This window comes from Ruegeria sp. BF7 (assembly GCF_056538605.1).
The window spans coordinates 31526-46525 of the sequence record NZ_JBQFTM010000002.1 but is presented as its reverse complement, the minus strand read 5'-3'; the positions used below and the strand labels follow the sequence as shown (position 1 = coordinate 46525).

At 54.6% G+C, this 15000-nt stretch carries 13 protein-coding genes and 1 tRNA gene; 7 read left to right on the top strand and 7 right to left on the bottom strand.

From position 1 onward, the window contains the following. Nucleotides 1-240: 240 nt before the first annotated feature. A complete protein-coding gene (locus ACR0IK_RS06055) occupies nt 241-3381 on the top strand; it encodes a type ISP restriction/modification enzyme (RefSeq protein WP_480640815.1) in 3141 nt (1046 codons plus the stop codon). Between the two features lie 143 nt (nt 3382-3524). Further along, a complete protein-coding gene (locus ACR0IK_RS06050) occupies nt 3525-4784 on the top strand; it encodes a hypothetical protein (RefSeq protein WP_480640814.1) in 1260 nt (419 codons plus the stop codon). Between the two features lie 178 nt (nt 4785-4962). Here the strand turns inward: ACR0IK_RS06050 and ACR0IK_RS06045 are convergent, their stop codons facing one another. The 3 genes from ACR0IK_RS06045 to ACR0IK_RS06035 form a co-directional block, all read right to left on the bottom strand. Continuing rightward, the gene (locus tag ACR0IK_RS06045) at nt 4963-5607 is read right to left on the bottom strand and encodes a site-specific integrase (RefSeq protein ID WP_480640813.1); all 645 of its coding nucleotides are present in this window, start codon (nt 5605-5607) and stop codon (nt 4963-4965) included. Nucleotides 5608-5653: 46 nt separating this feature from the next. Further along, a complete protein-coding gene (locus ACR0IK_RS06040; protein WP_480640812.1) occupies nt 5654-6328 on the bottom strand; it encodes a hypothetical protein in 675 nt (224 codons plus the stop codon). Nucleotides 6329-6617: 289 nt separating this feature from the next. Beyond that, nucleotides 6618-6691, bottom strand: a tRNA-Cys gene (locus ACR0IK_RS06035). Between the two features lie 228 nt (nt 6692-6919). On the opposite strand from ACR0IK_RS06035, the gene ACR0IK_RS06030 reads away from it, so the two are divergent. From ACR0IK_RS06030 to ACR0IK_RS06020, 3 genes are all read left to right on the top strand, one after another. Next, nucleotides 6920-7573, top strand: a complete 654-nt coding sequence (locus ACR0IK_RS06030; RefSeq protein WP_480593232.1) for a protein-L-isoaspartate O-methyltransferase family protein — start codon at nt 6920-6922, stop codon at nt 7571-7573. 96 nt (nt 7574-7669) lie between these two features. Beyond that, the gene (locus ACR0IK_RS06025) at nt 7670-9088 is read left to right on the top strand and encodes a TolC family outer membrane protein (protein ID WP_480593234.1); all 1419 of its coding nucleotides are present in this window, start codon (nt 7670-7672) and stop codon (nt 9086-9088) included. Nucleotides 9089-9162: 74 nt separating this feature from the next. Next, nucleotides 9163-9894, top strand: coding sequence for a hypothetical protein (locus ACR0IK_RS06020; protein ID WP_480593236.1), 732 nt, complete (start codon nt 9163-9165; stop codon nt 9892-9894). 3 nt (nt 9895-9897) lie between these two features. Here the strand turns inward: ACR0IK_RS06020 and ACR0IK_RS06015 are convergent, their stop codons facing one another. Continuing rightward, nucleotides 9898-11355, bottom strand: a complete 1458-nt coding sequence (locus tag ACR0IK_RS06015; RefSeq protein ID WP_480640811.1) for a cobyric acid synthase — start codon at nt 11353-11355, stop codon at nt 9898-9900. Between the two features lie 60 nt (nt 11356-11415). On the opposite strand from ACR0IK_RS06015, the gene ACR0IK_RS06010 reads away from it, so the two are divergent. Next, on the top strand, nt 11416-11985 hold the full coding sequence (locus ACR0IK_RS06010; protein ID WP_480640810.1) for a cobalamin biosynthesis protein CobQ: 570 nt from the start codon (nt 11416-11418) through the stop codon (nt 11983-11985). Nucleotides 11986-12051: 66 nt separating this feature from the next. Here ACR0IK_RS06010 and ACR0IK_RS06005 read toward each other — a convergent pair whose 3' ends face one another. Next, nucleotides 12052-12372 (bottom strand): DUF6280 family protein, encoded by a 321-nt coding sequence (locus ACR0IK_RS06005; protein ID WP_037310273.1) that lies wholly within the window; start codon nt 12370-12372, stop codon nt 12052-12054. Nucleotides 12373-12590: 218 nt separating this feature from the next. Here ACR0IK_RS06005 and efp point away from each other — a divergent pair, with 218 nt between their 5' ends. Further along, nucleotides 12591-13154 (top strand): elongation factor P, encoded by a 564-nt coding sequence (efp, locus tag ACR0IK_RS06000; protein WP_170349189.1) that lies wholly within the window; start codon nt 12591-12593, stop codon nt 13152-13154. Nucleotides 13155-13211: 57 nt separating this feature from the next. Here efp and ACR0IK_RS05995 read toward each other — a convergent pair whose 3' ends face one another. Both ACR0IK_RS05995 and ygfZ read right to left on the bottom strand, forming a co-directional pair. Next, nucleotides 13212-14156 (bottom strand): ABC transporter transmembrane domain-containing protein, encoded by a 945-nt coding sequence (locus tag ACR0IK_RS05995; RefSeq protein ID WP_480593243.1) that lies wholly within the window; start codon nt 14154-14156, stop codon nt 13212-13214. A 106-nt stretch (nt 14157-14262) separates the two neighbouring features. Next, nucleotides 14263-15000: a CAF17-like 4Fe-4S cluster assembly/insertion protein YgfZ gene (gene ygfZ / locus ACR0IK_RS05990; RefSeq protein ID WP_480641143.1), complete on the bottom strand. Its 738-nt coding sequence runs from the start codon at nt 14998-15000 to the stop codon at nt 14263-14265.

Sequence of the window (15000 nt, the reverse complement as noted above, 5' to 3'; positions counted from 1 at the left end):
CGATGTAATTGTCCTGATAGAACTCTCTTCCTCCTGAAACGACCGCCGAGCGCCACGGCTGAGCTTAGGTTTTTTCCGTGTTTCAAAGGGTACGGGGGGTAATTGCGTTCTCAACGATAGTAGATAGGTGCTCGAAAAAATTTGCGTCAAATTCAGAATGAAGGCCTGCGCCTCAACAACCCATGTTGACGGTCTGAGCACTTTGTCAGAAAGTCGTGACCAAAAAAAGCAGGGGCAAATATGAGCCAAAGACTTATTAATTCTTACCTTTCTGAGATTGATCGTCTAAAAAAGTTCTCTGGTACGTCCACCGAACAGGTTGTCCGTGAGGCCTTCAAGGACCTGTTGAAAAGCTGGGCCAAGGGCAGCGAACTTATCTTTGTTCCGGAATTGCTCTACGAGACCAAACTCAAGACCAAAGTCTATCCAGACGGCACAATCTTGCATGATGTGCGCGTGCCGTTGGGCTATTGGGAAGCGAAGGATACCGATGATGACTTGGATCAAGAGATCGAAAACAAACAGCGCAATGGTTATCCCCAAGACAACATTATCTACGAAAACTCTGACGTTGCCGTTCTGATACAGAACAAAGAGGAAGTATTGCGATGTGCGATGACGGACACGGAGACACTAGATCGTCTACTTACCCTTTTCTTCTCCTATGAACGCCAAGAAATTGCAGAGTTCCGGCGCGCTGTCGAACAGTTTAAAGTTGACCTTCCAGCCGTGTTGGCGGCGCTTCGAGAAAAGATCGACGAAGCCTACAAGTCAAATAAGAAGTTCCAAACGGCGGCCAAACGCTTTTTGGAACACGCTAAAGAGACCATTAATCCGACACTGGGCCGCGCGGACGTGCGCGAGATGTTGTTGCAGCACATTCTAACAGAAGAAATTTTTGCTCGTGTGTTTGACGAGGCTGACTTCCACCGCGACAACAATATCGCGCGGCTCCTGTACCAACTGGAAGGTGCCTTTTTCACCCGCGACGTCAAAAAGTCGACGCTTCGCGCTTTGCAGCCATACTATGCGGCCATCCATGCAAACGCGGCACAAATTAGCAGCCACACAGAGAAGCAGACTTTTCTTAAGGTTATCTACGAAAACTTTTATAAGGTTTATAACCCTGACGCCGCTGACCGATTGGGAGTTGTCTATACACCTAACGACATTGTTCGCTTTATGATTGAGGGGGCAGATTGGCTGTGTGACAAGCACTTCGGCAAACGCTTGATTGACGAAGGGGTGGAGATACTTGACCCTGCAACCGGTACCGGCACTTACATTTGCGAATTGATCGAATATTTTCGTGGCCAGCCGGAAAAGCTAAGAAAGAAGTATCTTGAAGAATTGCATGCCAATGAGGTCGCAATTCTGCCCTATTATGTGGCCAATCTGAATATCGAAGCCACATATCAAGCAGTGTCTGGTCGGTTTGCCGAGTATCCCAATCTTTGTTTTGTGGATACGCTCGACAACATCGGTGGGTTGGGCATAAAGGCTGGCCACCAATTCGACCTGTTTGCTTCCATATCTGATGAGAATGTGGAGCGCGTAAAGCGCCAGAATAAGCGCAAGATATCAGTCGTAATAGGCAATCCTCCTTACAATGCCAATCAGCAGAATGAGAACGACAATAACAAGAACCGTAACTATCCGCATATCGACGGGCTGATTAAGCGGTCGTTTGTTAAGCTAAGCACGGCACAGAAGACGAAGGTATATGATATGTATGCTCGGTTTTTCCGCTGGGCATCGGACAGGTTGCATGATGATGGAGTAATTGCTTTTGTTACCAATCGCAGCTTCATCGATAGCAGGACCTTTGATGGCTTCCGTAGATACGTAGCGCAGGAGTTCGACGAGATTTACGTGGTTGATCTCGGCGGAGACGTGCGCGCTAACCCAAAGCTATCTGGGACCAAAAACAACGTCTTTGGTATCCAGACTGGTGTGGCAATATCGTTTTTAGTTCGCAGACAGCTTGGCAAACGAAAACAGCGCGGTTGCAATATCCGTTACGTGCGTAGACCTGAGTTGGAGACAGCAGAGGACAAGCTGGCTTGGCTGGCAGCAACTAAGCTGTCAGACGCAAAACTTACCACAATTAAACCGGATCAACGTGCCAATTGGGTCAACCAAAATGAAAACGAATGGGAAGACTTGCTGCCAGTTGGGGACAAAAGGACAAAAGCGGCCAAAAGTAGCAGTCAAGAACGATCCATTTTCAAAATCTATACGCTTGGTGTCGCTACCAACCGAGATGACTGGGTTTACGATTTTCAGAGGTCTAATTTGGAGGATAAGGCGAAACACCTTGTCTCAATGTATGAAAAAGACAGGAAGCGTTTAAGTTCCCTTAAAGACCCCAAGAAGATTGCAGACGCACTAGACTACACGATAAAGTGGACGCGCTCTGTAAAACGAGACTTGCTCAACCGAAAGTCCCATACTTTCTCATCAAAGCGGATCACTAACGCAAATTATAGGCCATTTACCAAAAAGTTCATGTATCGAGATTTGGCATTCAATGAGATGTCGAACTTAACCCTACCTGTGTTTGGATTGGGTGAGAAAACCAACCCTTCGATAACATTCATGGGCGATAGCACTGGCAAGCCTTACATGACATTGGCCATTGATCGTCTGCCTGATTTGAACTTTGTCAGCCCGGCTTCCGGCGGCTCCCAGACCCTGCCTCGTTTCCGTTACACTGCGGAAGGCGCAAAAACTGATAATATCACTGACTGGGCGCTCAACAAGTTTACAAAGCATTATGGAAAAAGAGCCAAGATCACCAAGGATGATATCTTCGCTTATGTATATGCTGTCCTTCATGATCCGATTTATCGCGAGACCTATGCGATTAATCTCAATCGCGAATTCCCCCGCATCCCCTTCTATCCCGGTTTTAACCAATGGCGGGACTGGGGGCAGACGCTTTTGAACCTGCATATCGGTTATGAGACGGTGCAGCCGTGGCCCCTTGGTCGGGAAGATGTAAGGGACACTAAAGCCCGGTCAACGGGCTTAAGCCCAAAAGCTATTTTAAAGGCTGACAAAGTGGCTGGCACGATTACGCTCGATACAGAAACGACCCTGACCAACATCCCAGCCGAGTGCTGGCACTACATGCTAGGTAACCGCTCTGGTCTTGAATGGGTATTGGACCAGTACAAGGAAAAGAAGCCACGTGATCCCACTGTGGCTGAGAAGTTCAACGAGTACCGTTTTGCTGACTACAAGGGTGATGTTATCGAGCTGCTCAAGCGCGTCATTCGCGTGTCTGTCGAAACGATGGAGGTTGTGAATGCGATGCGTCAATTGGAACGCTCCGAGAAAGACAAAAATTCTCCAAAGAAGACAGATGCACAGCCGTGAATGCCCGCCCTTACGACCCGCAGTGGACTACAGACAACCCATCACTCAATAACTACCTAACGCGCATGTGCGCGGGTCTATCGGTTAGACAGGAAGGTCAACGTAGGAGGAGGCACAACGCTCAAGTGCGCTTCGAGGCTTCCTTGAAATCCATTGTTCTTGAATTGTTTAGGGCACACCTTAGTGATCCGACACTTGAAGTCGGCATAGGGAAAGGCACTACGACCCTACAAGACTTAAACAAGTCCCGATACGGTGCCAGCTTCATCTCGGCGCGCACGTTCGTTGACGCAATGAATGCACTACAGGACGCAGGGCTTATGGTGCTTAGTACGCCGCATTGGCACGACCCGGAGAATAAGCGTAGTCGGGTCGCGCGCTACATGGCGACACCCAACCTAATAAGTGACCTAAGTCAGACAGGGGCTTCCTTCATAGACCTTCGCAGGCGCGAAAATGCAGAGGGCATACGTCTTAAGGACAGCAACAAAACCCTCATTGAGTATGGCGATGTTGTCTTTACTAAAGAAGCGCGAGAACGGTTGAGGGCTATCAACGAGATGCTCAGTGGACACTGGGCAGACTTGGCGCTGAGTGATGAACAACTTGCTAAAGAGATGGTGCACATCAGAGGGACACGAGACGAAGAGGCAACACAGTCCTTCGACTTTGCCGCGCGCACCGTGTACCGCGTCTTCAACAACAACGATTGGCAACAGGGGGGGCGCTTTTATGGTGCGTGGTGGATCAGTTGCCCACGTAGGTTGAGGCCACACATCTTAATCGATGGCAAGCGCACAGTGGAAGTGGACTACTCAGGCTTGCATGCTGCTATGCTGTATGCGGAAGCAGGCTTAGACGTGCCTGACGACCCCTATGCACGGTGTTTGTCTAGGACTGGCGACAAGGAGGAACGCCAACTGGTGAAACGCACTTTCAACGCGCTCCTGAACGCCGACAAGGTAAGTCGCGTGAGTGAGATTGAGGGCTACACATCAGACCTGACCGGGCGAGACTGGCCAGAGTTCAAGCAGTACATTGTAGCGCAATACCCAGAGTTCTCTCAGTACTTCGGCTCAGGGGTGGGACTTAGGTTGCAGCGGAAGGATAGTGATCTGGCAGAGGCAGTCATGCTGCAGTTCGCAGCCATGGGTTATGCTTGCCTTCCCGTCCACGACAGCTTCATCGTTCACCATGGGCTGGAACACGACTTGGCCAACGCAATGAGCAGGGCATTCCATTTAGAGTTTGGTGTGGACGGAAAGGTCGGAGTGGAAGTGGGTGTTGGTGAAACACTTGAAGGGAGTAGCACACCGATTGGCTTGGATATCAATGACCTACTGCACCCAACAGGCTATGTGGGAAGGTTGTCCAAATTCTGGTCTACCATGGGAGACAGGTAAGCTGGCCTAGACCATTTTAATCTTTTTGTGTGTAGATTTAGCAAGCGAATGCTGGGCTGCAGTAGGGCTAATCCATGGCCTGATTAGAAAAAAGAATATTAATCTGGATATTCACCTGTTCGGTCACGCCTACGGCGCTCCCTCATTACTAGTAACGATAAGGAGCGCCGGGGCTGGTTCAGACCTGAAACCGTCCGATGGCGACTTTGAGTTGCGCCAATATGTAGCCTTCTCGGTTGTAGACCTCCTGCGTAACGCCAGAGCGCGCATGACCAACGATGCATTGGACAATCGGCTCGGGAACGTCCGCTTGGCTTAGTCGCGTCACGACCGTATGTCGCAGGCTGTGAAATACCAATCCGGGCTCTTTGAGGCCCAGTTTAGGCAAGAAACTCTCGTTACACCAACGCCCAAGGTTGCGCCCATAACCGCCATTGGAACTGTAACTGTAGTCAGGAAACAAGCGTGTGCCTTGTCGGCGGCTGCCCACAAAGTCTAGGAAGCCTAGGCGGATCAAATCTGGGTGTACCGGAACCTTCCGTCGCGCTGCTGTGGACTTCACGCTCTTGTTGTCTTCGTCACCTTCGTCCGTGATGTTGAGGAACCACGTGCCGCATTCTTGCTGCACATCCTTGATGTCGAGTTGACATATTTCATTCAGCCGGGCTCCAGTGAATATGCCAAGCAGCATCCCCCACTTGTGGCTGTCCTTACGCACGAGCCCAGACGGGTTCGTGGTGAGTTCAGTGTGCAAAAGCCGGATTTGCTCAGGAGAGAAGGGTTTGCGCTGGCTCTTACTGTTTTTGTCTTTTGCTACCTTCATGCCGTCGAAGAGGCTGTGCGGCGAATAACCGTGCCGCTCGGCCCAATCAAAAAAAACTCTTGAACATTTGTATGTGGCTATTGATCGTCTTGGGGGCGATCTTCTTCTGACCCGGCAGCTTGATGACTTCCATCAAAGGAATGTTTTTTAATGCAGACTTGGTGTTCCGACTGGATGGTAAGGCTTGAAGAACTTTTTTGACTGCGTTCGCATCCTGCTTCGTAATCGTGCTCAGCAACCGGTCTGGCCCGAAGTACTCAATTAGGATGTTCAAGTACGCGCGGTTCTGGACAATTGTTTTTTCCGCCCACTGACGCGAATGTTCCTTAATGAAGTCATCAATCGCTGTGCCTAGTGCCGAAGAGGCAGAGAGGGCTTTTGCTGGCGGCGATATCGTCACGGCTGGCGTGTCATCATAAGAATAGTGTTCAAGGCGTTCTACGGCCTCCAGAACGCGCCTAAGCATATCTCTGCGCCCCTTTCGCCACTCCCGGCGAAGGTCCATCTCGTTATCGTCCCAGTCCTGTGGGCTTATGTCAGAGGCTTTGCAAAACGCATCGCTGTCGAGATAAAGGTCGGACAGTAGGTCCTCGCCTTCCGCAGCGTTTTCATGGATTTCAATCTCTTGCTGCATCGCACTGATTGATCCATCTGGAAAGCCTTTGTCGTTTAGCCGTTCCAAATACTTGTCGAGCGAAGCCTTGAAGTACCGATGCACCATTGATCGGATTTGGTCTTGTCTTAGTCGGGGCACGTTTGTTTGATCCGGTATTAATCGACCGCAAGATGCAAGAAAGCGCGCGAGATCACCAGCCCTATGCGGGCAGCGAGTACGCAGCGATATTCTTACTGATGTTCTCTTTTGCTCAGAAGACGGAGGGATAGGCCAGCGGAAGTAATAAACGCCGTGTCTAGAAAGGCTTAGATAGGATGACTGCATCATCGTAGGTGTGTCCCACTTTGTGTCACACCCGAGCACCACAGGGCTAAGTCAATGATTTAGAATAAAATGGAGGCGAGTACCGGAATCGAACCGGTGTACACGGATTTGCAATCCGCTGCGTCACCACTCCGCCAACTCGCCTTTTCAAGCAAAATCAAATACTTGCCGTGGTGTGGCAGGCGTTTTAACACCTTTCGTCAGGGGCGTCCAGTGGGTTGATTGCAAAAATCCGTTCCCATGTGGTGCGACATGGCGCGGTGCGACACCAAGTTCCTGCGATCCGGCCAAATTTTCAACGCGACAGCCGTTGCCGGTTTCGTCTGAATATGGCACAAGCCGGACATACTTGGGACTAACATGAGCGATCCAATGACAGATTTCGCAACTCGGCGCCGTACGATGGTTGATACGCAGGTCCGACCCTCGGATGTCACGAAATTCCCTATCATTGACGCAATGTTGACCGTCCAGAGAGAGAACTTTGTACCGGATTCTCAGCGCGAGGCCGCCTATGCCGAGGGTGTGATCGATCTGGGGAACGGGCGTTGCCTGCTGGAGCCGCGGACGCTGGCCAAGATGCTGGACGTGCTGAATATCTCGAATGATGAAATTGTTTTGGATATTGCCCCCGCAATGGGATATTCCACCGCAGTAGCGGCACGCATGGCGCAACTGGTCGTGGCCGTGGAAGAGGACGAAGCCCTTGCCACAGAGGCGCAGACGATCCTGATGGAGGCGGAGGCCGACAACGCGATCGTACATGTCGGCCCGCTGGCACAGGGCGCCACCGAGCATGGCCCGTATGACGTGATTATGATTCAAGGTGGCGTCGAGCAGGTGCCAGAGGCGCTGATCGTACAACTCAAGGATCACGGGCGCATTGCCTGCCTGTTTGTGGAAGGAAAGCTTGGCACCGTTCGGATCGGGCACAAATCCGGGGGACGAGTGACCTGGCGCCATGCCTTCAATGCCAACGCCCCAGTTTTACAGGCATTTTGTGCGGAGTGTGCATTTTCGCTATAATTCTTTCTCATATTTTTCTGTTGCCTTGATTAGTTGAAAACAAACGCGCAAACTACGGTCAGGGCAGCGTAATTTTGGTTTGAGAAGGATTTCGTTATGCGTTCATGGACGGGGGGCAAGTTTGTAAAGGCATTGGCATTGACCGCGGGAATCGCGTTGAGTGCCGTGCCGGGACGCGCGGTCTGGGCTGATAACCTGACTGATGCGTTTATTGGGGCTTACAACACGAGCGGCTTGCTGGAACAGAACCGCGCGTTGCTGCGTGCGGCTGATGAAGACGTCGCAATCGCATTGTCGGCGCTGCGCCCGATCATAAACTGGGCAGTGGAGGTCAGTCAGGACTATACACGCAATTCTACAGATCTGGGCGTGGTCAGGAATGAACCGACTAACTTTTTTACCGGACTCACGCTGAGTCAATTGATCTATGACGGCGGCTTCTCGGTCTTGGGTAAGCAGTCGGCGCAGGAAACGGTTCTGGCAACACGTCAGACCTTGTTGGACGTCGAACAGCAGGTCCTGTTCCGCGGTGTGAACGCCTATTTGGGCGTGTTGCTGCAGGAAGAAACAGTGCAAATCCGTCTGAACAACGTCGATGTGTCGGCCGAGGAATTGCGGGCCTCGCAGGACCGCTTTGATGTGGGTGAGGTGACCCGTACGGACGTCGCGCTGTCCCAGGCGCAGTTGGCCAGCTCGCAAGCGGACCTTGCGGTCGCGCGTGGTAACCTGAGCATTGCGCAGGCGGAATATGTCAACGCAGTTGGTAAAGCCCCTGGGCGCACAGCCGGTCAGCCGAGCCTGCCGAATCTACCGCGATCCGAGGGTGAAGCTGTCAGCCTGGCGCAGCGTAACCATCCGGCCATTCAGGCAGCTCAGCACCAGGTGCGTGCGCTTGACCTGGTCGTGCAGCAGCAGCGTGCCAATCTTGGTCCGAATGTCAGGCTGAACGCTGATGCAGGTATCCGCGAAAGCTATGACAACGATGACAGCCTCGAAGATGCAACCATCGCGCTGCGCTTAGAACAGCCGATCTACGCTGGTGGCCGACTGGCTGCCACGGTCCGCCGGGCAATGGCGACACGGGATGCGTCGCGCGCCAACCTATTGAACGTGCAGAAGGACATCACCCAAGGGGTGGCTGACGCTTATGCTGCATTTCAGGCGGCGACTGCCAGCCTGAGGGCATCGACTGAACGGGTCCGCGCCTCGCAGGTTGCGTTTGATGGTATCCGGGAAGAGGCGACACTGGGTGCGCGGACAACTCTTGACGTGCTGAACGCTCAGCAGGATCTGCTGGACGCACAATTGGCCGAGGTCGCATCGCGCACCGAACGGTCCCGTGCGGCATACCAGTTGCTGCAGGCGCAAGGTCTGCTCACGGCGGAGCGTCTGGGTCTGGCTGTGCAAATCTATGATCCGACACTCTACTACAACCTGGTGAAGAAGGCTCCGGCGCAGGTCAGCCGGCAAAGCAGGGATCTGGATCGGGTCCTCAAAGCGTTGCGTCGCGACTAAGGGCCAATACTACCTGTTGTGAGGTCCGGTTTGTTTAGCTACACTCGATCCTGAGGATAGAGCGGTAGAGAACAATGACGGATAAAGTCGTAAAAGCGGGAATCGAGGACGTCCTGTCCTCGATTAAGCGTCTGGTCACCGAAGAAGACCGAAAAACGCCGGGAGTCCTGGCGTCGTCCCTTTCAAGAAAACCTGGCAGACTGGTTCTGACCGACGCGTTGCGGGTCAATGAACCGGTGACGATTGAGCAGCTTCAGCCTGAGAAAAAGGAATCGGCCTACAAGGCGGAAGATTCCGTCAAGCCGATGCTTCTGCGGGCTTGCGATATTGTCAAACACGCCGAACCTGCTGTCGAACAGCAAGCAAACACCGAGGCTGAGGATGGCCTTGCCGGTAGCCTGAGTGCCAAGATCGAAGCGCTGGAAGCCGCGATTGCCCGCACCGAGGACCAGTGGGAGCCGGACGGTGAAAGCGACGATGCCTATTCCGGCACACCGAACAAGCCGCTTGCCTGGAACGCCCGGGCTGAAACCAACGAAGCCGGGAAAGGCGGTGCCGAAGCTGAGAGGGTCGAGCCCACGGCAACCTTTATCCGCGATCCGAAAACTGCAGCCTCTGCCACGCCGCATGCACCCGAGGCGCAACCAGAATCATTGACGATGGACGCAGATGCGCTTCGGGCACTGATTGCTCAGGTTGTTCGGGAAGAGCTGCAAGGCGTTTTGGGTCAGCGCATCACCCGCAATGTCCGTAAGATGGTGCGGCGCGAGATTTACCGGGCGCTGGCCGAGCGGGAACTGGACTAGGCCTTAGGGCCTTTTGGGCGCCCGGGCCAGGTCCAGCAGACGGTCCAGATCCATGTGACGCTCCAGATGGTCCGCCAGCGCGTCCAGCGTTTCCTCAACCCCATCCTCATATGACAAGTCTGAGGTCGCGCCCAACTGCCGCAGATAGCGGGCGCGAAAAAGATCGGACGAGAAAATACCGTGCAGATAGCTGCCGCGAATACGACCGGTCTTGTCAACGGCGCCCTCTGGTCGGTTATCAATCTCAAGCCAGGCGCGTTCGCAATCGGGGCCTTCGGTTCGTCCCATGTGTATCTCGTAGCCGGTGAGCGGCTCGTTCTCGGGGACGGTACACGCGGTGCGCAGGGTGACCTGTTTTTTGCCTGCCATGGTGGTGGCCACATCTAACAGCCCCAGCCCCTCGACAGTGCCTGGGCGTCCATCCACGCCTTCGGGATCGGCGATGGTCTTGCCAAGCATCTGATAGCCGCCACATAAGCCCAAAACATGGCCGCCCCGGCGGACATGGGCATAGAGGTCGATATCCCAACCCTGTGCCCGGAAATAGTATAGATCTCCAATGGTGGACTTGCTGCCCGGCAGCAGCACAAGATCGGCATCGCCGGGCAGGGGGCGTCCGGCCGGGATGATTTCGACCGTGACGCCGGGTTCGGCTGACAGCGGATCTAGATCGTCGAAATTGGCCATCCTCTCCAGTTGCGGAACCACGACCTTGCAGGCGCCCCCGCTGTGGGACCGGATGTCCATCATGTCCTCGGCGGGCAGTTTCCAGGCGTCATGAAACCAGGGAACAACACCCAGGCACGGCCAGCCTGTACGCGCGGCAATGTCATCGCGCCCTTCGTCGAACAGCGAGACATCGCCCTTGAATCGGTTGACGGCAAAGCCTCGGATCATTTCCAGATCGCCTGTGTCCAGAACTGCTTGCGTGCCCACGATCTGAGCGATCACACCGCCGCGGTGGATATCTCCCACCAGAACAACCGGCACCTCTGCGGCACAGGCAAAGCCCATATTGGCGATGTCGCCCTTGCGCAGGTTGGTCTCGGCCGGGCTGCCTGCACCCTCGATCAGCACCAGATCGGCGTCGTCGCACAGCCGGTCAAAGCTCTCAAGCGCGGCACTCAGCAATTTGGATTTGTCCTTGCGATAGTCCCCCGCTTTCATTGTGCCGGAGCGCTGGCCTTGAACGATGATCTGGGCACCGGTATCAGTTTCCGGCTTTAGCAGGATTGGGTTCATGTCAGTGTGGGTCGGTCGCATCGCGGCGCGTGCCTGCAGGGCCTGCGCGCGGCCAATCTCGCCTCCGTTTTCCGTCACGGCGGCATTATTTGACATGTTCTGCGGCTTGAATGGAGCTACTTTCAGCCCCCGCCGCGTGTAAGCGCGCGCCAGCCCGGCGACCAAAACCGATTTTCCGACATTGCTGCCGGTGCCCTGAATCATGATGGCGCGAACCATAGCCGTCTCCTATACGTTGGCGCGCAGATGACCTGATTTGAGCCTAAAGGGAAAGCCCGGATGAACACGCCGGCGCATCTTTTGATCGGTGCCGCCGCCTTTGCGCGACCTGCGCGCGGGCGCATCCTTTGGGCTGCAGTGCTGGGGTCCTTACTGCCTGATCTGTCGCTCTATGTAATGGCGAGCGTGTCATTGTTCGTTCTGGGTATTCCCGAGCAGGTGGTGTTCGATCAGCTCTACTTTTCATCTGCCTGGCAGACAGTATTTGCCATCGACAACTCGTTTATCCTATGGGGGCTGGCGCTGGTGCTCGGTCTTTGGTGCGGTTGGCGGGTTTTGACGGTTGCCGCGTCCGCTGGTCTTTTGCACCTGGCGATGGATTTCCTGCTGCACGCAGGTGACGGGCGGCCTCAGTTCTGGCCGCTGAGTGATTGGGTCTTTCACAGTCCGGTCAGCTATTGGGACAGCGCCCACCATGCCCTTTGGGTTGCACCGATCTCGGTGGTGATTTGCGCAGGGGCCTATGCTGTGCTGTGGAACAGGGGTCTGTCCCTGTCCGCGAAACTGTTCTTTTCCGCCCTGTTGGCGGCTGAAATCTGGGTCGCCCGCCAGTGGTTGCTATTCTTTTGACAGGGGAATAGAAAAACGCGCCCCGGAAGTACGGAAGCGCGTTTTTTCCTTCAGAAGTCGACTGATTTATGCGGCTTCTGCCTGCTGAGCGGCATTGCGGCGCTCGCTTTCTTCACGCGATAGTGCGACCGAAGTACGCACGCCACGACCAACGAACTCCATCAGTCCGCTGACAACCCGTTCGTTCGGGTCAATACCCGCACAGGACAGCACTTCGCGACCATCGCGCGAACGCGCCCAGCGGGCGATTTGTTCGGGGCCATTGCCGTATTTCTTGTCATCGGCGATAGCGTCATCAAGTGCAGCCAACACAACGGCCGCGAAAAGTTTGCGTGCACGATTGCCTTGCTCATTGTTAAAGGCAGTGCCGTCAACGAAATCTCTCATCTCGTTATCCTTGTTGTTCTTGCTCTTGCATTTTCGGCGTGACGGTTCTTATGACCTATTCGACGTGATTCGGATACAGCTAAAATGCATAGTTGCGTTGCGTCATGTGCATGGCTCGCTGCAAGTGCAGCACTAGGTCTCGTTGTCTTGTCAGGTGGTGTCCTGCCAGATATAGGGACGGGAACTGACGCATCAACCGTTTGTGAAGGAATTATGTAATGCCCAAGATAAATGGGAACGAAATTCGCCCCGGCAATGTGCTTGAGCATAACGACGGGCTGTGGGCTGCGGTTAAAGTGGATCACGTAAAGCCAGGTAAAGGCGGTGCTTTCGCGCAGGTCGAACTGCGCAACCTGCGCAATGGCTCGAAGCTGAACGAACGCTTCCGCTCGGCGGACAAGGTCGAACGTGTGCGCCTGGAGCAGAAAGATCAGCAGTTCCTGTACGAATCTGATGGCATGCTGGTGTTCATGGATTCAGAGACCTATGAGCAGATCGAACTGCCCGCCGAACTGCTGGGCGAACGCCGCCCGTTTCTGCAGGACGGCATGACCATCGTGGTCGAATTCTATGAAAGTGAGGCACTAAACGCCACACTGCCCCAAAAAGTGACCTGCAAGATCGTCGAAACCGAGCCGGTGGTTAAAGGTCAGACTGCTGCGAACTCGTTCAAACCGGCGATTCTGGACAATGGTGTCAAGGTCATGGTGCCGCCGTTCATCGGTCAGGATGAGATGATCGTGGTGAACACCGAAAGCATGGAGTATTCCGAACGCGCGTAAACCCTCGTCCGTTGGAAACAGTAAAAGACCGTGCAGGCACCCGCCGCGCGGTCTTTTTTATTGCCGGCTTTTCAGATAGCGATAGCGTTCCGGGTTTGGGCCGAAGAGTTCCATCATCAACTCGTATTTGATGCGGTTAGCGCTGACCTGTCGGTAGAAGGCAATCAAAAAGGCGGTGGGGCCCTGAATGCGGCTGAGGCCGCTGGTGGCTGCGACCACAGTGCCGACATCTGTTTTTCCGTTCAGAACCAGATAACCACCCAACATCAGAACGCCGACCGTTCCCGCGCCGTTGATGACGCTCAGCAGAAATTTTGCCGATAGTTTCCACAGGAACATGCGGCGCCGGGTTTCAAAGATATCGTCGAACTGGGCGTCTATGTCACGGGCCACATCGTTGATATCTTCGATCGTCAGCTTGTCGGTGGCGTTGCGCAGAATGCGAACACGCTCCGCCACAAAGATGTTCACCTTGCGCTGTGAGATCAGCACGATGATGATCTGCGGTACGATCATGGAAAAGGCGATCATGCCCAAGCCGGGCTGGGTTGACGAGATATAGCCGATCACGCTGATTAGCGTGCCGATCTGCACCACCGGGTCCGAGAACGCGCCACCGGCGAACTTGCCCAGCTCTTCAGCCTCGGCAGAGATGGCTGTGGTCATCGTGCCCTTGCGCACCGTCTCACCCGTTTCTCTTATGTCCGATGCACGGACCAGAAGCCGCTGGCGGATCATGCGGATCATGTCCTCGCCCAGAGTGCCTGCGCGAAAGCCCAGCAACCATTTCAGGGCGAGGCTTAGCAGGATGACCGACATCATGCCTGTGCCCAGATAGATCAGCCGTTCCGTGCTGATATCATCAGATGTGAGGTGGTTGATAATGTCCCGCTGAAACTCCAGCGGGACCGCGGCCAGACCCGCGATGGCGAGGGACAGGATAATAAGGATAATCTGCCGCCCGGCGCTGGCGCGCCAGATCGCTCGGTACAATTTGAACATATGCTCATCCGGGTCTTTGAACTTGCACCAGATTGGCAGCGCCAATGGCCTAGTTCAAACCGTGCCGGGCCGCTTGGCAGTTCAGCCGTGCCGGTTTGGCAACATGTTACGTCGTCAAAGTGACCGTGGCCCCGTCGGCCTGCATGTCTTCGGTAGCGCGATCAAAGCGCAGATAGGCAATCCCCTGTCCATTCGACTGGGTGAATAACGAGCCTGCCGGTTTGCCGCCGGATGTGATTTCCGTCCCGACAGGGGCCGCGCCTTCAACCCGGACTCTGCGCAACCCTTTGCGCAGTTCGGTCTTGTGCTTCATCCGCGCGGTGACTTCCTGCCCGACATAGCAGCCCTTTTTGAAATCGACGCCGTGCAGCGCTTCGAACCCGGATTCGAGGATATAGCTGTCGGGCGTGAGTTCGATGCCGGTTTCGGGGATGCAGTGCTGCACACGGATGGCGTCCCAGTCGGTGCCGTCGTCGGTTTCAGCCTCGGGCGTATAGTCACGCCAGCCCATATCCGCGTGGCGCGGGTCGGGCAGGGCACCCTCGGGCGCCGGACCCGTGCCGCGTTGCAGGTTCAGGCCGCTGTTCTCGATCGCAACATCGGCGCGCAGTTTGTACATGCCCAGCCGTTTGACGAATTCGTCGGCGATGTCTTCAGAGACGTCCAACAGAACCGCGTCACCATCGCGCTTTAGAAAGAAATCCGCCAGATACTTGCCCTGAGGGGTCAGCAACGCCGCATAAACCAGTCCAGTGTCCAGCCCGGCAATGTCATTAGTCACCAGCCCTTGCAGGAAGCTGTCGGTGTCCGAGCCGCTAAGGCGCAGAATACGGCGATTGGGCAT

Coding starts and splice junctions, on each gene's coding strand:
- ACR0IK_RS06055 (WP_480640815.1), top strand. CDS start 241: ATGAGCCAAAGACTTATTAATTCTTACCTTTCTGAGATTGATCGTCTA.
- ACR0IK_RS06045 (WP_480640813.1), bottom strand. CDS start 5,607: ATGAAGGTAGCAAAAGACAAAAACAGTAAGAGCCAGCGCAAACCCTTC.
- ACR0IK_RS06040 (WP_480640812.1), bottom strand. CDS start 6,328: ATGGTGCATCGGTACTTCAAGGCTTCGCTCGACAAGTATTTGGAACGG.
- ACR0IK_RS06030 (WP_480593232.1), top strand. CDS start 6,920: ATGACAGATTTCGCAACTCGGCGCCGTACGATGGTTGATACGCAGGTC.
- ACR0IK_RS06025 (WP_480593234.1), top strand. CDS start 7,670: ATGCGTTCATGGACGGGGGGCAAGTTTGTAAAGGCATTGGCATTGACC.
- ACR0IK_RS06020 (WP_480593236.1), top strand. CDS start 9,163: ATGACGGATAAAGTCGTAAAAGCGGGAATCGAGGACGTCCTGTCCTCG.
- ACR0IK_RS06015 (WP_480640811.1), bottom strand. CDS start 11,355: ATGGTTCGCGCCATCATGATTCAGGGCACCGGCAGCAATGTCGGAAAA.
- ACR0IK_RS06010 (WP_480640810.1), top strand. CDS start 11,416: ATGAACACGCCGGCGCATCTTTTGATCGGTGCCGCCGCCTTTGCGCGA.
- ACR0IK_RS06005 (WP_037310273.1), bottom strand. CDS start 12,372: ATGAGAGATTTCGTTGACGGCACTGCCTTTAACAATGAGCAAGGCAAT.
- efp (WP_170349189.1), top strand. CDS start 12,591: ATGCCCAAGATAAATGGGAACGAAATTCGCCCCGGCAATGTGCTTGAG.
- ACR0IK_RS05995 (WP_480593243.1), bottom strand. CDS start 14,156: ATGTTCAAATTGTACCGAGCGATCTGGCGCGCCAGCGCCGGGCGGCAG.
- ygfZ (WP_480641143.1), bottom strand. CDS start 15,000: ATGCCCAATCGCCGTATTCTGCGCCTTAGCGGCTCGGACACCGACAGC.